The organism is Kitasatospora sp. CMC57, assembly GCF_045866025.2.
GTDB lineage: Bacteria > Actinomycetota > Actinomycetes > Streptomycetales > Streptomycetaceae > Kitasatospora.
Window position 1 is genome coordinate 380973 of sequence record NZ_AP035881.2, and the last position, 19257, is coordinate 400229.

The window sequence follows — 19257 nt, forward strand, 5'->3', positions numbered from 1 at the left end:
CAAGGAGAAAATCCTCTCCTTGCCACTCCCAACATATAGCGCACCCGGGGGCTTGCCACAAGGCCCGGATCATGACGCAGAATCGTCCACCGTTGCCCCCGACCTGCGAAAGGACACGATGACGTCGGATCAGTCAGGACGCGCCCGGCCGGAGGTTCGACGGAGTGGGCGGCGCCGGTGATTCGATCGGCTACAGCAGTGCAACGGAACGCGCCTGTCTCGGAGGTATCGCAGTGAGTGAGCAGTACGTGGTGGAACTTCAGGACGTCGACGCAACGCAGGTCGCGCTCGTCGGCGGCAAGTCGGCGCACCTGGGCGAGCTGTCGCGGATCAACGGCACCCGCGTGCCGGACGGCTTCTGCGTGACGACGGACGCCTTCCGGCGGATCGTGGCGGAGGCGCCGGCGATCGACGAGCAGCTCGACCGGCTGGCGCACCTGGACCCCGACGACCGCGAGGCGGTCCGCTCGCTCAGCGCGCGGATCCGCCGGACCGTCGAGGAGACCGCCCTCCCGGACGCGCTCGCGGCGGCGGTCACCGGTGCACTCGGCCGGCTCGGCGAGCAGGCCGCCTACGCCGTCCGGTCCAGCGCGACGGCGGAGGACCTGCCGACGGCTTCCTTCGCCGGACAGCAGGACACGTACCTGAACGTGGTGGGAGCGGCGGAGATCCTCCGGCACGTCAGCCGGTGCTGGGCCTCGCTGTTCACCGAGCGGGCCGTGACCTACCGTCAGCGCAACGGGATCGATCACCGTACGGTCCGGATGGCCGTGGTCGTGCAGCAGATGGTCCTCCCGGAGGCGTCCGGCATCCTGTTCACGGCCGACCCGGTCACCGGCCACCGGAAGGTCGCCACCGTGGACGCGGGCTTCGGCCTCGGCGAGGCCCTGGTCTCCGGCCTGGTGAACCCGGACGTCTTCAAGGTGCGGGGCGGTGAGGTCGTCGGCAGGACGATCTCCGCCAAGCAGCGTGCCGTCCACGCCCTGCCGGGCGGCGGTACGGAGGAGGTGACCGTCGATCCGGAGCTCCAAGGGCAGCCGGCGCTGACGGACGCTCAGGTCCTGCGCCTCGTGGACCTCGGGCGACGGATCGAAGCGCACTTCGGCCGCCCGCAGGACATCGAATGGTGCCTGGCCGACGACGAGTTCCGAATCGTGCAGAGCCGGCCGATCACGACGCTCTTTCCCGTCCCGGAGGCCGACGACCAGGAAGACCACGTCTACGTCTCCGTCGGCCACGGGCAGATGATGACCGACCCCATGCGGCCGCTGGGGCTCTCGATGTGGCAGCTGACGGCCATGGTGCCGATGTACGAGGCGGCCGGGCGGCTGTTCGTCGACGTCACCCCGCGCCTGGCCGCGCCCGCGAGCCGCTCCACGCTCCTGGACGTCCTGGGGAGGGGCGATCCGCTGGTCAGGGATGCGCTGGAGACAGTCCTCGAACGCGGGGACTTCCTTCCGGCGCTCCCGGACGCGGGCCCCGGCGAGCCGCCGACCACCGCCCCGGCCGAGGTCGATCCGGCCCAGGTCGATCCCGCCGTCGTCGCCGAGCTGATCGAACGCACCCGGGTGTCCGTCGCCGCGCTGGAGCGCGATCTCCGGGCGAAGTCCGGGCCGGCCCTGTTCGACGCGCTGCTGGAGGCGTTCGAGGAGCACAAGCGCGTCATCGGCGATCCGCTGAACATCCAGGCGATCATGGCGTCGATGGAGGCCACCTGGTGGCTCAACGACAAGCTGCAGGAGTGGCTCGGCGAGAAGAACGCGGCGGACACGCTCACCCTGTCCGCCCCCGACAACATCACGTCGGAGATGGGGCTGGCCCTGCTCGATGTCGCGGACGTGATCCGCCCGCACGCGGAGGTGGTGGCGTTCCTCGAAGGCGTCGAGGACGACGGCTACCTGGACGAGCTGCCCAAGCTCGCGGGCGGGACCGAGGCGCGCGACGCCGTCGAGGCGTACCTCGACCGGTACGGCATGCGCTGCGTCGGCGAGATCGACATCACCCGGCCGCGGTGGCGCGAGCACCCCAGCGCGCTGGTGCCCGCGATCCTCGACAACGTCAGGAACTTCGAACCGGGCGCCGCCGCACGGCGGTTCGAGCAGGGGCGGCAGAAGGCGGAGCAGAAGGCGCAGGATGTCCTGTCCCGCCTGCGGTCCTTGCCGGACGGCGACCGGAAGGCCGACCGGACCAAGCGGATGATCGATCAGGTCCGCGCCTTCGTCGGGTACCGGGAGTACCCGAAGTACGGCATCGTGAGCCGCTACTTCCTCTACAAGCAGGCGCTGATGGCGGAGGCCGAACGTCTGGTGCGGGCCCGAGTGCTGCCCGAGGTGGAGGACGCCTTCTATCTCACGTTCCAGGAACTCCACGACGCCGTGCGTTCGAACCGGGCGGACGGCCGGCTCATCCGCGAGCGCAAGGACGCCTTCCGCTCGTACCACGCGCTGACCCCGCCCCGGGTCCTCACCTCGGACGGCGAGGCCCTCACCGGGGCCTACCGGCGCGACGACGTGCCGCCCGGCGCCCTGATCGGCCTGCCGGTCTCCGCCGGGACGGTCGAGGGCAGGGCCCGTGTCATCCTCGACATGGCGGAGGCCGACCTCCAGCCGGGCGACATCCTGGTCACCGCGTTCACGGACCCCAGCTGGTCACCGCTGTTCGTCGGGATCGCGGGCCTGGTCACCGAGGTGGGCGGCCTGATGACCCACGGCGCCGTGATCGCCCGCGAGTACGGCCTGCCGACCGTCGTGGGCGTGGACCGGGCCACCCGGCTGATCCGGGACGGTCAGCGCATCCGCATCCACGGCACCGACGGGTACGTCGAGATCCTGTCCTGACGGGCCGCCGGGGACGGACGGTCGAGGAGATGGCACCGCCCTTCCGGCGTCCGGGTTCTCCAGTGACGAGCCGTGCTGGAACCCGGACGCCGGGGCAGCGCCGGTAGAAGGATCAACCAGCCTGCGCAGTAAGCTCCTTGACGATCCGTTCGCACAGCTCGTGGGTGTGCAGCGCGTCCCGGGCTGACAGCACCTTGCCGGCCCGGACGGCGTCCAGGAAGCCGGTCACGGCCTGCTCGATCCCGCGCTGCCTGGCCACCGAGACCCAGTCGCCGCGGCGCCGTACGGTGGGCTGGCCGCGGTGGTCGATCACCTCGGCGAGGTTGTGCACGGCCCGCTTGGAGTCGCCGCCGGAGACCTCGAGGATCTCCTCGGTGGAGCCGGAGAGGCGGTTCATGATGCCCAGGGCGGTGAAGCCGTCGCCCGCCAGGGTCAGCACCAGGTGCTCGACCAGGCCGTGCTGGACCCGGGACCGGACGTCGACGTGTTCGATCTCGCCGGGGGCCAGGAAGAGCAGGGTGTCCACCACGTGGATGAAGTCGTCGTAGACCAGCGTCCGGGCGGCCTCCGGCAGGCCCTCGCGGTTCTTCTGGAGCACGATCAGGTCGCGCGGCCGCTCCTTGGCCATCACGTAGCCGGGGGCGTACCGGCGGTTGAAGCCGACCATCAGCGAGCGGTCCTGCTGCTCGGCGAGGTCCACCAGCCGCCGGGCGGCCCCAAGGTGGTAGTCGAGCGGCTTGTCGACGTACACGTCGACGCCCGCTTCCAGCAGCGCGGTGACGATCGGTACGTGCTGGTCGGTGGCGGCGTGCACGAAGGCCGCCCGCAGCCCGCTGTCGATCAGTTCGCCGAGGTCGGTGTAGCGCTGCGGGATCCGGTAGCCGTCGCCGATCCGGTCGAGCTTGGCCCGGTCCCGGGTCATCAGCCGCAGGTCCAGGCCCGGCAGGGCGGCCAGCACTGGCAGGTACGCCTTCTGTGCGATGTCGCCGAGACCGATCACCCCGACCGGGATCGGCTCGGTCGCGGAGTCCGGGACGTGCTCGCTCATCGGGTGTACTCCAACCGTTCGTCCAGCGGCGGCGCCACGCCGTCGTGGTGCCCGGCCACGCCCAGCAGCATATGCCAGGACGGGTGCTGATCAGTCAGAACGAGCCATCACCGGCACACTTGGCAGCGTGGCCGGCTGGTCACTCCACCGCCAGCGGCGCGGCCGCCGCACTCAGCGCCGCCAGCACCGGACGGATCAGCGGGTGCCGCTCCGCCCCCGTCCGGACCGCCGCGAACACCTTCCGGGTGGCCAGCGCGCTGTCCACCGAGCGGACCGCCACCGCCGCGAGGTCCGTCCCCCGCAGCGCCGATCGCGGCACCAGGGCCACCCCGGCACCGGCCGAGGCGAGCGCGACCACCGCGCGGAAGTCGTCCGAGGAGTGCACCAGCCGGGGCTGGAACCCGGCGTACTCGCAAGCCAGCAGCACCACGTCGTGGCACGGGTTGCCGGGGTAGGGGCCGATCCACGGTTCGGTGGCCAGCTCGGCCATCGCGATCGGGCCCGCGCCGGTGGCCAGCGGGTGGCCGAGCGGCAGCACCGCGTCGAACGGCTCGGCGTAGAGCGCCACCCGGGTCAGCCGCTGGTCGTCGGCCCGGGGCGCTCCCCGGTACTCCACCGCCACCGCCAGGTCCGCCCGGCCGTCCAGCACCATCGGGACGCTGGCGTCCCCCTCGGCGTCCAGCACCCGGAGCCGTACGCCGGGCGCGGTCCCGGCCAGCGCGCCGATCGCGGGGGCCACCACCAGCGCGATCCCGGTGGCGAACGCCGCCACCGTCACCTCACCGGCGGCGCCTTCGCGGTACGCGGCGAGGTCGGCCTCGGCCCGCTCCAGCTGGGCCAGCACCAGGTCGGCGTGGAGCAGCAGGATCTCGCCCGCCGCGGTCAGCCGCACTCCCCTGCCGTCCCGCGCGAGCAGTTCGTGGCCGGTCTCCTGCTCCAGTGCGGCGAGCTGCTGGGAGACGGCGGAGGGGGTCAGGTACAGCGCGGCGGCGGCGGCCGTCACCGTCCGGTGGTCGGCCACGGCCCGCAGGGTCCGCAACCGTCTCGCGTCGATCACTCCCCCATTCTGCCAGCGCGCGACTCCCGGTCGGAACCGCTCCCTTTCGGATCAGCCGTGGCCGAAACTCGCCGGTCCCCATCTTCCCCACGCCGTAACGGAGTTGTACCAGGACTTCACCGCCCGTTCCGTTGTCGGCCCCGGCTACTACGCTACGAGCGACGACACACAGTCAGCACACCGGATACAGCTTCCACACGAGGCCAAGGTTCTGTAGTGGTAACGGACTTCCGTGTGTATCGTCGCGTTCTGCGATCACGGGCCGACCACGAGCAGCTGGGGGGCAGCAGCAATGGCACTGGAGTTACCTTCGGAATTGGCGTTCGTACTGAAACTCCTCGGAGTGAACTGGCCCCAGGCGAACGAGGACGAGCTGACCAGACTCGCCGACCAGCTGGACAAGCTGGCATCGGCGATCGACTCCACCCAGATGGCGGCCGACAAGGCGCTCGCCCAGCTGGCCGAGGTCTACCACGGCGAGTCCGCGGACAAGCTGGCAGAGCTCTGGGGGACCATATCCAAGTACTCCGGCATGGTGGTGGACGTCCTGGGCGTCGCCTCCACCGGGATCAAGGCCGCCGCCTTGGTGATCCAGGTGTGCAAGGGCCAGGCGATCGTCCAACTGATCAACATCCAGGCCCAGCTGGCGGCCTCCTCGGCCACCTTCGGGCTGAGCACACCCGCCATCATCGCGGCCGGCAAGGTGGTCCTCACCGAGCTCCTGGACGAGGCGGTCTCCCGGCTCGGCCACGAGCTGGCCAAGCCGATCGCCGACCTGGCGGACGCCGCGGTCGCGAAGGTGCTCCCCAGCGGCTCGGGCAGCGGTGGCGCGGGCCAGGGTTTCGGCGTCGACGTGGCGGCGATGGCCCAGTGTGCGCTGGACATCCGCAAGCACTCCGACGACGTGGACAGCGCGGGCAGCTCGTTCCGCCGGGTGGTCGAGAGCCTGGACGTCGGCAAGCCCGGTGACGCGTTCGGCAAGCTGGCCATCGCGGTCGCCGAGGAGGTCGCCAAGACCGTCGGCACGGACGTGCTCACCCGGATCCTCAACTCGTTCCGCGGCACCGCCGACAAGATGGACACCGTGGTCCGCAACCTGTCCGAGAACGAGGACACCCACACCCAGCAGATGAACGGCGGCATGTCACTGCTGGGCACCACCTTCGGCAAGGGCCCGACCGGCCCCACCCTGTCCTCGGGTGGAGCCGGCGGTCTGTCCGGCGGCGGTCTGTCCGGCGGGAGCGGCGGTCAGCGCGATCCCGGTCTGGCGGCGTTCGACGCGCTACGCCCCAACCTGGGCGGCAAGCTCGGCGGCAAGCTCGGCGCGGGCGGACACGAAGGCTTCGACAGCGCGCTCCACGTCCTCGGTGGAGTGAGCGGCGGAAAGCTGAACCCGAATACGGGCCTGCCCGTGGGGAACCACGGGGAAGGAGAAGCCAATCACGTAAACGCCGCGGGCCAGCAGCAGTTCGGCCAGCCGACCAGCCTGGGCCGCGTCACCAACCATAACGGGAGCAATGGGGTGCGATCCCGGAAGGATGTCGAATCCGGCAGCGGTCATGCGGGCCCGGAACAGCGCGGTGTTGGCGGCCAGCCGGTCACGCAGGTCCCCGGAATGCTCAATCAGGTCCAGCACGGTCAGGGAGGCGGCGGCAATCACGGGGGCCAGGGAGTTGGAGAAAAGGTACGGTCGGCTGCGCTGGCGCAGCAGCGCAACAATCTCCGCTCGCGCCGCGACGTACCCGCCGGAGGCCCCACCGAGCGCCTTGCCGAGGGTGCCGGTGATGATGTCGACGCGGTCCATGACCCCGTGGAGTTCGGGGGTCCCGCGCCCGCCTTCACCGATGAAGCCGACGGCGTGTGAGTCGTCGACCATGACCATCGCGTCGTAGCGCTCGGCCAGGTCGCAGATCTCCCGGAGCGGCGCGATGTAGCCGTCCATGGAGAACACGCCGTCGGTGACGATGAGCCGGCGGCGTGCGTCCTGGCTGTCCTGGAGCTGCTTCTCCAGGTCGGCGAGGTCGCGGTTGGCGTACCGGTACCTGCGGGCCTTGCAGAGCCGGATGCCGTCGATGATCGACGCGTGGTTGAGCGCGTCCGAGATGACCGCGTCCCGGTCGTCGAGCAGCGTCTCGAAGACACCCCCGTTGGCGTCGAAGCAGGAGGAGTACAGGATGGTGTCCTCCTGGCCGAGGAAGCCGGAGAGGCGCTCCTCGAGCTGCTTGTGGACGTCCTGGGTGCCGCAGATGAAACGCACCGAGGCCATGCCGTAGCCCCAGCGGTCGAGCGCCTCCTTGGCCGAGGCGAGCACCTCGGGGTGGTCGGCCAGGCCGAGGTAGTTGTTGGCGCAGAAGTTCAGCACCTCCCCCGCCTGGCCGCCGCCGGTCACGGTCACGGTGGCGTTCTGCGGGCTGCCGATCACCCGCTCCGGCTTGAACAGCCCGGCCTCGCGGATCTCGGTCAGGGTCGCGGCGAGGTCGTCGCGGACGTTGTCGAACACAGGGGCTCCTACCTGCTGAGCTGACGGGGGTCAGACGGTCCAGTCGAGGATGATCTTGCCGCAGCGGCCGCCGGCGGCCTCGTCGAAGGCGGCCTCGTAGTCCGCGGCGGCGTAGCGACCGGTGATCACCGGGCTCAGGTCGAGGCCGCCTTCCAGCAGCACCGACATGGAGTACCAGGTCTCGAACATCTCCCGGCCGTAGATGCCCTTGATGGTGATCATCGAGGTGACGACGGACGCCCAGTCCACCGGGAACTGCTCGGCGGGCAGGCCGAGCATGGCGATCTTGCCGCCGTGCGTCATGTTGGCGATCATCGACTGCATCGCCTCGGGGCGGCCGGACATCTCGAGGCCGACGTCGAAGCCCTCGCGCATGCCGAGCTTGCGCTGCCCGTCCTCGATCGACTCCTCGGCCACGTTCAGCGCGAGTGTCACACCGACCTCGCGGGCCAGGTCCAGCCGGTACGGCGAGACGTCGGTGATCACCACGTTGCGGGCGCCGGCGTGCTTGGCGACGGCGGCGGCCATGATGCCGATCGGACCCGCGCCGGTGATCAGCACGTCCTCGCCGACCAGCGGGAAGGAGAGCGCGGTGTGGACCGCATTGCCGAACGGGTCGAAGATCGCGGCCACGTCCAGGTCGACCGGCACCCGGTGCACCCAGACGTTGGAGGCGGGCAGTGCGACGTACTCGGCGAACGCGCCGTCCCGGCCGACACCCAGGCCGATGGTGTTGCGGCACAGGTGGCGGCGCCCGGCCAGACAGTTCCGGCACTTGCCGCAGACCAGGTGGCCCTCGCCGCTGACCAGGTCGCCCACGTTGACGTCGGTCACCCCGGCGCCGATCTCGGCCACCTCGCCGACGAACTCGTGGCCGAGCGTCAGCGGCGTCCTGATCGTCTGCTGCGCCCAGCCGTCCCAGTTCCTGATGTGCAGGTCGGTGCCGCAGATCCCGGTCCGCAGCACCTTGATCAGCACCTCGGCCGGGCCGATCACGGGCCTGGGGACGTCCATCAGCCAGAGTCCCGGCTCGGCCTTCTGCTTGACGAGTGCCTTCACGGCGACGGCTCCTGACGCACGGTGGGACGGACTGGACTGCCGACGGCCGGACCGGATCTTCACCGGAGCCGCACAGCACTGTGCAATCTGCCTGCTGAGCGCGGCTGCGGTCCATCGAGGAATTCTTAACGGCCGCCACAGCTCGGCTTCACGATCGTCCCCGAGCCCACCGCCACCGCCCCGCCGCCGTGCCGTTCACCACCCGGACGGCGGTACCGAACGCCCTCGCGGACCGCCAGCGCCGGCCGACCCACGGGCCGCCGTAGCCGAGCAGCCAGGATCAGCCGACTACCCGCCAGACCGCTTCCACCGGGCGCCAGTTGTCCCTCTAGCAGATTCGGGCATATGCCCGAGGAATATGCCCGAATCCGACCCACGATCGGGCGGACCGGGCTAGCGTTACGTCCCGCAAAAGGTTACCGCCTGTGAGCGCGGGACCACAGGTGTGCCCTGCCACGGGTACGGCGGGAGGGATGCGGACCGTTGCCGGGAATCGATGACTGCCTGGCCGAGGCGATGGGAGTTCCGGGTGCGCTCGGGGTCAGCCTGGTCGACTGGACCAGCGGGCTGGCGCTCGGCACGGCCGGGGAGGGCCCCGGCGGTGACCACGAGGCCGGGGCCGCCGACGCGACCGAGCTGGCCAGGGCGGTCACCCAGAGCGCTTCGTTCGCCGACCCGGCGGCCGGTACCGCGCCCGCCGAGGACCTGATCCTCAGTTCGGCCGCCGCGTACCACCTGGTCCGGTTCGTCGAGACCGCCTTCGACAGCAACCTGATCCTCTACCTCCGGCTGGACCGCGAGCGTGCCAACCTGGCCCTGGCCAGACTCCGGCTCGCCGCGATCGCCCAGCAGTTGGTGCTCGACTGATGACCGCCACCCTGCACGCCCCCGCACCCGCCCCTCGGCTTCCCCGGCGGCGCCGCTCGGGCTTCGCCCCCGCCGGCTCGATCGAGACCGCCCTCGCCGACCTGGCCGCCTCCCGCGCCACCGGCGCGCTGTACGGCAGCGCGGGCACCCTGCACCTGGTCGACGGCGCGGTGGTGGACGCCCAGAGCCCGGTCGCGCCGGACGTGCGGGCCCTGCTCACCGGCTGCGGCAGGCTGACCGACGCGGACTGGGCCGAACAGCTCGACGCCTGCCTGACCACCGGACGGACAATGGCCGAGCAGCTGGTCCGGTCCGGTCGCGTCACCGCCGGTGAGCTCCAACTCTGCCAACTGACGGCCGCGTTGGACGCCGCCTACGTCGTGCTGAGCCGCTCCGAGGGGGAGATCAGGTACGCCCCGGCGCCCGCGCCGCTGTTCACGCTGGCCCGGCCGATGACCGTCCGGGAGCTGCGCGCCGCCGTCGGGCGCAGACGGTCCCTGCTCGACCGGGTCTGGCCCTCGCCCCAACTGGACTCGGCCGCCCTGCACCGCCGCCCCGGCAGCGTGCCGCGCGGCTGCACCCGGCGGCGACGGGCCGTGCTGGAAGCCGCCGACGGCCTGCGCACCCCGGCCGAGATCGCGCTGCTGCTCGGCCGGTCGGCGTACGGCACCGTGCTGGACGTCCGGCACCTGGCAGCCGGGGGCCTGATCGAGCCGGTCCCACCACCCGTCCCACCACCCGCAGCCGCACCCGTGCCGGCCGGACCCGTCGCCCCCATGCCCTGGCCCATCGCCCCCACGCCGCCCCGACTCGCCGCTCCACCGGCGTACGACCCGTCAGATCCGCACGTCGCCCTGCTGCTCAGGATCCGAGCCGGCCTGGAGGCCCGACTGTGAGTGTTCCACCCGTCCGTACCGTCCGCCCCAACGAGTCATGAAGCGCACCTTGCGACAGTTCACCGGCCGTCGGCCCCCCGTCCTGATCGATCCCGAACTACTGGCCGGCCCCGGTCTGCTGGAAGAGCTGAGCGCGCTCCGGGCCAGAGTTCCGCACCTGACCGGCAGCCTGGTCGCCACCACCGACGGCCTGGTGGTCGCCCACGACACCCGGAGCCTGGAGCCGTCCGGGGTCGCGGCACTCACCGCCGCCGCGCTCGGGGTCGGCGCCCGACTGGCCGAGGCCACCGGGCAGGGCGAGTTCCGCGAACTGCTCACCCGGGGCGAACTCGGCTACACCGCCACGTACGCGGCGGGCAGCTACGTCGTGCTCACCCTGCTGGCCGGGCCGGACGCCAACATCGGCCGCCTGCATCTCGAAGCCCGCCGGGCCGGTCGGCGGATAGCCGAACTGTCCGATGCCGTGCTGGCCCGCCAGGACCGCGAATGACCAGCCCCGATCACCCGTCCCGAAAAACCTCACCAAAGCGAAGGAGAGCCACCATGGCCAACACCGAGGCCGCCCTCAAGGACGTCATGAGCTCGATCGACGGCGCCATCGGCGTCGCCCTGGTCGACTACAACAGCGGCATGGCGCTGGGCACTCTGGGCGGCGGCGCCGAACTCGACCTGAACGTGGCCGCCGCCGGCAACACCGACGTGGTCCGTGCCAAGGTCCGCGCGATCGAACTGCTGAACCTCAAGGAGGCGATCGAGGACATCCTCATCTCGCTCAACAGCCAGTACCACCTGATCCGCCCACTCACCGGCCGCTCGGGCAAGGGCCTCTTCCTCTACCTCGCCCTGGACCGCAGTCGGGCCAACCTCGCGATGGCCCGCCACCAACTGAAGCGCATCGAGTCCGACCTGGAGGTCTGAGCGGCCTGCTCCGAGCCACCTGCCCTGCCGGCTCCGCTCGCGGTCCGGGCCGTCAGGGCAGGTGCCACCTGACCTCGCCGTCCTGCCACTCCTCGGTGGGCACCAGACCGGCGGCCGTCGCGACGGCGGCGGACGCCCGGTGGTCCGGATGCACGTGCGCGATCACCGCCGCCACGGACCGCTCCCGGAGCCAACCCACCAGCGCCCGGGCCGACTCGGCGGCGAGACCGCACCCCTGCCAGGGCGTCCCCAGCACCCAGGCGATCTCGGCGGTGCTCCCGTGCTCCCCTGCCGTCACGGTCGCCTGGACCGTACCGACCAAACACCCGCGCTCCTCCAGGCGGAGCACCCAGTTGAGCCACCCGACCCCCGGGTCACCCGAACCCGCCGCCATCCCTCCGTATCGCGCCCGCAGCTCCCCGGCACCGAGCGGCTCACCCCCGATGAAGCGGTGCAGACCCGGGTCGGACAGCACGACGGTCATCTCCTCCGCGTGCTCCACCAGCAACGGCAGCAGCGTCAGCCTGGGGGTCCGGAGCGTCTCTGCGGTGATCACACGGTCTCCTGTTCGAGGGCGGTCCCCGAGTATCCCCGGTCCGGCTGTAGTCTGGCCGTCCATGAGTGATCTTCATGCCCTGCCGGCCGCCGCTCTCACCCTGGGCGCCGGTCAGGCCGCCTGTGTCGCGCTCGACGTCGCCACCAACGTCGCCACCGCCGCCGAGCTGGTCCGCCGCTCCGCCGACCAAGGGTCCGCGCTGCTGGTGCTGCCGGAGCTGTTCCTCACGGGGTACGAGCTGCACGGCATCGTCGCCGATCCCGCCGCCCACACCCTCGGTGCGGACGACTCCCGGCTCGACCCGCTGGCCGCCGCCTGCGCCGAGAGCCGCACCGCCGTGGTGGTCGGTGCGCCGACCCGCGACCAGGAGAGCGGCCAACTACGGATCTCCGCGCTGGTGTTGGGACGGGACGGACGCTTCGTCACCCGCTACGACAAGCAGCACGCCACCCCTGCCGAACGCGCCGCCGGTTTCAGCCCCGGCACCGAGGGCTGCACGCTCACGCTGGACGGCTGGCGGCTCGGGCTCGGCATCTGCTGGGACCTGGGCTTCCCCGAACACGCCCGGGCCGCCGCCCTGGACGGGGCCCACGCCTACCTGCTCGGCGCCATGCTCGGCCGGGGCAGCGGCGCGCACCAGCGTGCCACCGTCCTCCCGGCCCGCGCCTTCGACAACACCGGCTACGTCCTCCTCGCCAACCACTGTGGCCCGAGCGGCCCGTACCACGGCTGCGGCGGCAGCGCCGTCTGGAACCCCGACGGCACCCTGCTCGCCGAGGCCGGCCCCGACGGCCCGGCTCTGGCCACCGCGCGCCTCTCCCCCGCCGCCCTTTCCCGGGCCCGCACCGACGAACCCGTTCTGACCGATCCCTCCCTCACCGCCCAGGTGCTCCCCCGCACCTCGGCCGTGCTCGACTGACGGGTGGTCAGGCGCAGTCGTACGTGAACGAGACGGCCCCCGTGTGGGGCTCCGGGGCGAGCAGCTCCAGCGTGGCGGTGGCGTCCATCGAGCCCTGGCCGTGGAAGGACCAGCGGAGCACCAGTTCGGTGGCACGACGGCCACGCGGGATGTGTTGGACGAGTTCACCGGAGTCCGTACCGTCACTGCGGCGCCAGCGGTAGCGGACGTCCCCACCACCGCCGTCGGTGGCCAGGGTGGCCCGGACCACCTGGGTCCCGTCGCAGGTCAGCGGCGCCGGATCCGCTTGCACCGCAACGGAGTTGACCACCATGGGACGGCCGTACTGCTGCCACGCCCAGTACCCGAGGGCGGCCAGCATCGCCAGCAGCAACGGGAGGATCAGCCAGCGCCGCCACCGCCGTTTGCGGGGCGGTTCGGCGGTGCCGTGCCAGACGGCGGCCGCCTGGGGCGGGACGCCGGGGCCGAACCTGCGCAGACCGTCCGGCTCGGGCGCGACGGGTGCAGCGGGCTCGACGGGTGCACCGGGCTCAGCGGGCGCGACCGCGGGAGCGTCGGGCCGGGTGCGGTCCACGGCGGTCGGCGCGGGCCAGACCTCGGGGTCGAGGAAGGTCGCGCTCTCGAAGCCGAGCGCCTCCGCCGGCAGCCGCAGCTGCACGGTGCTCCCGGCCGGCGGCGGCCCGAGCCGCACGGTGCCGGCGGACTCGTCCTGGCTCAGCCGGACCGTCAGCTCCTCGTCCAGCGCCACCGCCTCGGGCTCGATCCGCAGCTGGACGGTCTCGTTCGGACCAACCACCCACCCGCCGAGCTGCACCGTCTCGTTCGGGCCGGCGTCCGGACCGCCGAGCCGGACGGTCTCCTCGGAAGCAGCGGGCTTCGACGGCCGCACCGGTCCGAGCGCCACCACGGGTGCGGGCGCGTCGTCCTCGGGCTTGCCGAGGCGTACGGTGTGGTCCGGTTCGGACGCCGGTGGAGTGGTCATGGCTGTCCTGCTCTCAGCGGGGCGGGTTGCACGTGATGGTGTTCAGGCTGAACGTCGAGTTCTGCCCCCGGTCGGCGGCCGGTGTGCTGGCCAGCCTGACGTTCAGCGTCGAGGCCGCGCCGAACGGCATCGAGTCGCTGAACTTGACGGTCCGTTGTCCCTTGGGTAGCGCGACGGTGTGGATGGCTATCGGCAGCCTGGACGAACTACTGGTCCAGGTCAGCGTCAGCGTGCCGTCCGCGGCCCCGTCCGTGCTGACCGTCCCCGAAACCGTCATGTACGACGGCGTGCAGCTCGACGAGCCCGCGATGTACGACACCTTCAGCGGCGGGGCGGACGGCGTCACGGTCGGCGTCGGCGTACCGGCGGTCGGTGTCGGTATCGCTGAGGTTGTGGCGGAGAAGGTCGGCGTCGGAGCCTTGGCGCTCGGGCTCGGCGGGCTCGGCACCGGCGGAGCCAGGGTCGCCGAGGCTGTGGCGCTCGGCTCCGCGGACGGCGAGGGCGACAGCGAAGCCGAGGCACTGGGTGACGCGGTATCGGACGGCACCGGCACCACCGCTCCTGCCGGCCCGAGCGTGGTGGTCGCCTTCGGCGCGGCCACCGTACTTCCCGCCGAGCCGACCGCCGCCCCCGCGACCGCGACCCCGGCCAGTGCGCCGGCCACCAATACCACCGCCACACCTGCGGTCAGCAGCTTGGCCCGCCGACCGAACCGCACGGCCCCGCCCGCCGTCTGCCCCAGCGTGGTGCTCGCGAAGGACGTACTGCCCACCGACGGCGCCCCGCCGTACGGCAGCAGCCCGGGCAGCAGGGCGACCAGCGCGGCCAGCCGGTGCCGCCCCCTGGCCTCCCAGTCCGGCCCGTACGCGGCGCCCGCCACCGCCTCCAGCTGCTCAACCAGCAGGGCGGCACCGTCCGGCCGCTGCTCCGGCGTCTTGGCCAGGCCGGCCAGGATCAGCGGACGCAGCGCCTCGGGCGCCTGCTCGGCCGGGATCTCCGCCTCGGTGTGCTGGACGGCCAGCTCGATCAGCGTGGTGCCGGCGTACGGCTTGGCGCCGGTCAGGCACTCGAAGAAGGTGGCCGTCGCGGCGTAGACATCGGTCGCGGGTGCGGCGGGCCGGCCGGCCCACTGCTCGGGAGCCATGTAGGCGGGGGTCCCGGCGATCCCGCCGGTGTCGCCGACCTTCACCGCGATGCCGAAGTCGACCAGCTTGGACGATCCGTCGGCCGCGACCAGGACGTTGCCCGGCTTGTAGTCGCGGTGCACCACCCCGGCCCGGTGGGCGGCGACCAGGCCGAGCAGCGAACCCTTGAGCACGGTCAGGGCGGCCTCGGGCCCGGTGGCGCCCTCGGCCCTGATCAGGTCGCGCAGCGAGATGCCGTCGATCAGCTCCATGACGATCGCGGACCCGTACGGGCTCTCCACGTACTCGTAGAGCCGCGCGATGTACGGGGAGTCCAGGCCGGCCAGCAGCTCGGCCTCGGCGCGGAAGCCCTCGTGGTCGGCCGCCGGTCCGGAGAGGTACTTGACCGCCACCGGCGTCCCGGTGGCCCGGTGCCGGGCCAGTACCACGCGCCCGGCCGCGCCCGCGCCGAGCTCGCGCCCGTGCTCGTAGTCCGGCAGCTCCCACCGCTGGTCCTGCGGTCCGGCCTTGGCTGTCGCGTCGTCCATCTGTCTCCACCCCCGAGAGGTCGGTCCACACCGCATGTGGCCACCCAGAGTGACGCGGTCCACGGCCGACGGGTTCCGGCCCGCGGGCGATGATAGGTCACAACTTCACCGCTCCAGGTCGTCCTTACCGGATCGAACGGCCCCTCGCACAGACGGGCGAAGGATGGTTCGTGGTCACTCTCCGTGGCCTGGACTTCCACGCGGCCCGAAACCCGTTGCCCCCGACCCGGCCGCACACGATCATCCGGCCGCGCCGGCCGGGCCGACGCTGCGCAGCTTCTCCGGCGGGGCCGACCTTCCGGAGCCCGTGCCGGGGTGATCGGGCAGCCGACCCGCAGTCAGCACGCGCTCCTTCGACGCGCCGCACCGAATTCTTTGTTCTCCCCTTGCACATAATCTTCCGGCCGCTTTTCCCTGCCCTTATCGTCACTCCCTGACCGTCCGTCAGGGCAGAATTCCACCGGTTATCGGGCCGTCGAACCGAGTTGTCGACCGGAAAGGCTTGACGCCGAAAGTTGGTCTAGTCCAATCTGGGGGAAGCGGCCCGTGCGACGTCCATTCCCCACGGCCTGACTTCCAACGCCCTTTCCCCCGAGGGGAATCCGGGCCACGTTGACCACCCGACCTGGAGTGACTGCATGCCGACGCCCGAACGGTATCTCCACCGCGCCGCAACCGACCGACCGTACTTCAGCGCGGACGGCGAGACCTACCTGGCGCGGACGACACTGCGCGAGATCCGAAAGGACCGCCCGCTGCGCGTCCTCTCCGAAGAGGACTTCGCCTTCTGGCAGACGTACGGATACGTGATCGTCAAGCAGGCAGTGCCAGCCGACGAAGCCCGTCAACTGCTCAACTTCGCCTGGGAGTTCCAGGAGATGGATCCCGACCGCCCCGAGACCTGGTACCCCGAGCGCCCCTACCGGGACGAGCTCGACCGCCACCTGCACGTCTACGGCTTCGTGGAGGCGTACCAGCACCAGCTGCAGTGGAGCATGCGGCAGAACCGGCGGGTCTACGACGCCTTCGTCGACGTCTGGGACAGCGAGGAGCTCTGGGTCACCCTGGACCGGATCAACCTCAACCCGCCCAACACCGGCAACCGTTCGCGCTCCCTGATCGAACCCACCGAGACCGGCTTCGACATCGAACTGCACTGGGACGTCGACACCACCCAGGGCATCCTCCCGCAGCGCGTCCAGGGCATCATCGCCCTCAACGACACCCGGGTGGACCACGGCGGTTTCCAGTGCAACCCGGAACTCTTCCGGCAGTTCAACCAGTGGCAGGCCGCGCAGCACGCCGACCGCGACCCCATCCGGCCAGCCGTGGACCGCACCGAACTCCCGGTCGTCCGGCCCGAACTCGAGGCCGGTGACCTGCTGATCTGGAACGGCCTGCTCGCTCACGGCGTCGCCGCCAACACCTCTGCCGACGGTGTCCGGGCGGTCCAGTACCTCTCGATGATGCCCGCCCTGGAGGAGCACGAGGAGCTGCGCACCTCCCGGATCAACTCCTGGCGCACCCTCAGCACCCCCGAGTGGAACTGGACCCTGGTCGGCGACGCCGTCCGGCCCGAGTGGGAGCGCTACGGCAGTCCGGAACTCGACGAGCTCGGCGAGAAGTTGCTCGGCCTCAGGTCGTGGCGCGGACAGGACGCCGCCAAGTGATCCCGAGCGCCGGACTGCGAGCCGCGCTTGCCACCGCCACCGGGGACCGGATCGTCTACGACCTGGCAGGGATCGGCGAACGCTACGCAACGCTGGTCGAGGAGTTGCCCGGGGTCTCGGTACGGTTCGCCATGAAAGCCTGCCCGGTGGACCATGTGCTCTCCCACCTGGCGGGTCAGGGCGCCGGGTTCGACGCGGCCAGTCCCAACGAGATCGCCCAGGCGCTGCGCACCGGCGTGCCGCCCGGCCGGATCCACTACGGCAACACGGTCAAGTCCGACCGGGGCATCGCCGAGGCGTACCGGCTGGGGATCAGGGACTTCGCCACCGACAGCCTGGAGGACGTGGCGGCGATCGCCGCCCACGCCCCGGGCGCGCGGGTCTTCTGCCGGCTGGCCACCAGCGGGGAGGGCGCGCTCTGGGGGCTGAGCCGGAAGTTCGGCTGCTCGGCGGCGGACGCGGTGCCGGTGCTGGAGGCCGCCCGGGCGGCCGGGCTCACCCCGGCGGGCCTGTCGGTGCACGTCGGCTCGCAGCAGATGACCACCGAGGCCTGGCAGGACGCCTTCGAGCTGCTGGCGGAGGTGCTGGTGACGCTCGGCAGACGCGGCATCCGGCTGGACCACGTCAACCTCGGCGGCGGGCTTCCGGCGCTCGGCTACCACGACCGGCACGGCACACCGCTCGGCCCGCCGCTGGACAAGATGTTCGCCGTCATCCGCGAGGGTACCGACCGGCTCAGGGAACTCGCGGGCGGCGCCCTGGACTTCGTCATCGAGCCCGGCCGCCACCTGGTCGCCGACCATGGCGCGATCCGGGCCCACGTCTACCGGCTGTCCTCCCGCCGGCGACCGGACGGCGAGCCGCAGCACTGGCTCTACCTGAGCTGCGGCAAGTTCAACGGCCTCTACGAGATGGACGAGGTGCAGTACCGGCTGGTCTTCCCGACCCACCCGGACGCGGAGTACGTCCCGGCCGTGGTGGCCGGTCCGACCTGTGACAGCGACGACGCCTACGCCCCCGCCCCGGTCCTGGTACCGCGGGCGGTGCAGTCCGGCGACCCGGTCTGGATCCTCTCCAGCGGTGCCTACGCCACGAGTTACCTGACCCAGGGATTCAACGGCTTCGACCCGCTGCCCTGCACCGTGCTCCCCTGACCCGGCGTCAGGACCCCAGCAGCTCCGCCAGGTCGTAGTGCACCGGCTCCTCCAGCTGCTCGTAGGTGCAGGACTCCGGCGTCCGGTCCGGCCGCCAGCGCTTGAACTGGGTGGTGTGCCGGAACCGGGTGCCCTCCATGTGGTCGTACCCCACCTCGCAGACCCGCTCGGGGCGCAGCGGCACCCAGCTCAGGTCCTTCCCGCCGCTCCAGCGGCTCTGCCCGCCGGGCAGCCGGCCCGCCGCCTGGGCCGCCTCGTCCTGCCAGGCCATCCAGGGGTGCTCGGCCCCATCGGGCAGGCGCAACTCCGCCAACTCTTGGACCAGTTCGGCCCGGCGGGCGGTCGTGAACGAGGCGCAGACGCCCACGTGCTGGAGCCGCCCGGACTCGTCGTACAGCCCGAGCAGCAGCGAGCCGACCACCGGGCCGCTCTTGTGCTCGCGGTAGCCGGCCAGCACGCAGTCGGCGGTCCTGGTGTGCTTGATCTTGTACATCGCCCGGACCCCCGGCTGGTACGGCTGGTCGAGCTGCTTGGCCACCAGCCCGTCCAGACCCGCTCCCTCGAACTGGCCGAACCAGCGCTCGGCCACCGCCCGGTCGGTGGTCGCCGGCGCCAGGTGGACCGGCGGACCGGACCGGGCCAGGACGGCCACCAGTGCCTCCCGGCGCTCCCTCAGCGGTCGCCCCAGGTAGGAGTCGCTGCCGAGCGCGAGCAGGTCGAAGGCGACGAACGAGGCGGGGGTGCGCTCGGCCAGCGTGCGGACCCGGGAGGCGGCGGGGTGGATGCGTTCGAGCAGTTCCTCGAAGTGCAGCCGCCCGTCGTGCGCGATCACGATCTCACCGTCGACCACGCACCGCTCCGGCAGCTCGGCCCGCACCGCCTCGACCACCTCGGGGAAGTACCGGGTCAGCGGCTTGCCGGTGCGGCTGCCGAGCTCGATCTCGTCGCCGTCCCGGAAGACGATCACCCGGAAGCCGTCCCACTTCGCCTCGTAGTGCAGGCCGGGCGGGATCCGGGTGACGGCCTTGGCGAGCATCGGCGAGACGGGGGGCAGCACGGGGAGTTCCATACCCCGATGGTGGCGGTCCGTCAGCTCCTGTGCGCGCCACAACGCGCGGGCTT

17 protein-coding genes are annotated in these 19257 nt (G+C 71.7%); 8 read left to right on the forward strand and 9 right to left on the reverse strand.

All coding sequences use genetic code 11. The annotated features are described in order from the left end of the window. The first annotated feature begins 233 nt into the window (after positions 1–233). Positions 234–2837: a rifamycin-inactivating phosphotransferase gene (gene rph, locus ACKUU6_RS01795; RefSeq protein ID WP_407986597.1), complete on the forward strand. Its 2604-nt coding sequence runs from the start codon at positions 234–236 to the stop codon at positions 2835–2837. Between the two features lie 112 nt (positions 2838–2949). Here the strand turns inward: rph and ACKUU6_RS01800 are convergent, their stop codons facing one another. The 5 genes from ACKUU6_RS01800 to tdh all read right to left on the reverse strand — a co-directional run bounded on the left by ACKUU6_RS01800 (position 2950) and on the right by tdh (position 8501). Beyond that, the gene (locus ACKUU6_RS01800) at positions 2950–3849 is read right to left on the reverse strand and encodes a Gfo/Idh/MocA family protein (RefSeq protein WP_407992018.1); all 900 of its coding nucleotides are present in this window, start codon (positions 3847–3849) and stop codon (positions 2950–2952) included. A gap of 175 nt (positions 3850–4024) precedes the next feature. Continuing rightward, positions 4025–4942 (reverse strand): LysR family transcriptional regulator, encoded by a 918-nt coding sequence (locus ACKUU6_RS01805; protein WP_407986598.1) that lies wholly within the window; start codon positions 4940–4942, stop codon positions 4025–4027. Between the two features lie 304 nt (positions 4943–5246). Then, positions 5247–6062 carry a hypothetical protein gene (locus tag ACKUU6_RS01810; protein ID WP_407986599.1) on the reverse strand — a complete coding sequence of 272 codons (816 nt, stop codon included), beginning with the start codon at positions 6060–6062 and terminating at the stop codon, positions 5247–5249. A gap of 162 nt (positions 6063–6224) precedes the next feature. Continuing rightward, complete coding sequence (locus ACKUU6_RS01815; protein WP_407986600.1) at positions 6225–7442, reverse strand: glycine C-acetyltransferase; 1218 nt, start codon at positions 7440–7442, stop codon at positions 6225–6227. A 30-nt stretch (positions 7443–7472) separates the two neighbouring features. Next, positions 7473–8501, reverse strand: a complete 1029-nt coding sequence (gene tdh / locus ACKUU6_RS01820; protein WP_407986601.1) for an L-threonine 3-dehydrogenase — start codon at positions 8499–8501, stop codon at positions 7473–7475. A 483-nt stretch (positions 8502–8984) separates the two neighbouring features. On the opposite strand from tdh, the gene ACKUU6_RS01825 reads away from it, so the two are divergent. From ACKUU6_RS01825 to ACKUU6_RS01840, 4 genes are read left to right on the forward strand one after another with little or no spacing between them, the layout of a single operon-like run. Further along, a complete protein-coding gene (locus tag ACKUU6_RS01825; protein ID WP_407986603.1) occupies positions 8985–9368 on the forward strand; it encodes a hypothetical protein in 384 nt (127 codons plus the stop codon). After that, positions 9368–10264 (forward strand): transcriptional regulator, encoded by an 897-nt coding sequence (locus tag ACKUU6_RS01830; RefSeq protein WP_407986604.1) that lies wholly within the window; start codon positions 9368–9370, stop codon positions 10262–10264. The genes ACKUU6_RS01825 and ACKUU6_RS01830 overlap by 1 nt, the downstream gene beginning before the upstream one ends. Before the next feature lie 37 nt (positions 10265–10301). Then, positions 10302–10754: a roadblock/LC7 domain-containing protein gene (locus tag ACKUU6_RS01835; RefSeq protein ID WP_407986605.1), complete on the forward strand. Its 453-nt coding sequence runs from the start codon at positions 10302–10304 to the stop codon at positions 10752–10754. A gap of 53 nt (positions 10755–10807) precedes the next feature. Then, positions 10808–11182, forward strand: coding sequence for a hypothetical protein (locus tag ACKUU6_RS01840; RefSeq protein ID WP_407986607.1), 375 nt, complete (start codon positions 10808–10810; stop codon positions 11180–11182). A gap of 52 nt (positions 11183–11234) precedes the next feature. On the opposite strand, the gene ACKUU6_RS01845 is transcribed toward ACKUU6_RS01840, so the two are convergent. Beyond that, positions 11235–11738 (reverse strand): GNAT family N-acetyltransferase, encoded by a 504-nt coding sequence (locus ACKUU6_RS01845; protein WP_407986608.1) that lies wholly within the window; start codon positions 11736–11738, stop codon positions 11235–11237. Positions 11739–11799: 61 nt separating this feature from the next. Between ACKUU6_RS01845 and ACKUU6_RS01850 the strand changes: the two genes are divergently transcribed. Further along, a complete protein-coding gene (locus ACKUU6_RS01850) occupies positions 11800–12657 on the forward strand; it encodes a carbon-nitrogen hydrolase family protein (RefSeq protein WP_407986609.1) in 858 nt (285 codons plus the stop codon). A gap of 7 nt (positions 12658–12664) precedes the next feature. Here ACKUU6_RS01850 and ACKUU6_RS01855 read toward each other — a convergent pair whose 3' ends face one another. Further along, entirely contained in the window at positions 12665–13639 is a 975-nt protein-coding gene (locus ACKUU6_RS01855) for a hypothetical protein (RefSeq protein WP_407986610.1), read from the reverse strand. Positions 13640–13652: 13 nt separating this feature from the next. After that, complete coding sequence (locus tag ACKUU6_RS01860; RefSeq protein WP_407986611.1) at positions 13653–15311, reverse strand: serine/threonine-protein kinase; 1659 nt, start codon at positions 15309–15311, stop codon at positions 13653–13655. Between the two features lie 638 nt (positions 15312–15949). Between ACKUU6_RS01860 and ACKUU6_RS01865 the strand changes: the two genes are divergently transcribed. Next, entirely contained in the window at positions 15950–16981 is a 1032-nt protein-coding gene (locus tag ACKUU6_RS01865) for a phytanoyl-CoA dioxygenase family protein (RefSeq protein WP_407986612.1), read from the forward strand. Beyond that, positions 16978–18135 (forward strand): type III PLP-dependent enzyme, encoded by a 1158-nt coding sequence (locus ACKUU6_RS01870; RefSeq protein ID WP_407986613.1) that lies wholly within the window; start codon positions 16978–16980, stop codon positions 18133–18135. The genes ACKUU6_RS01865 and ACKUU6_RS01870 overlap by 4 nt, the downstream gene beginning before the upstream one ends. Positions 18136–18142: 7 nt before the next feature. Here the strand turns inward: ACKUU6_RS01870 and ACKUU6_RS01875 are convergent, their stop codons facing one another. Continuing rightward, positions 18143–19204, reverse strand: coding sequence for an ATP-dependent DNA ligase (locus ACKUU6_RS01875; protein ID WP_407986614.1), 1062 nt, complete (start codon positions 19202–19204; stop codon positions 18143–18145). Positions 19205–19257 lie beyond the last annotated feature (53 nt).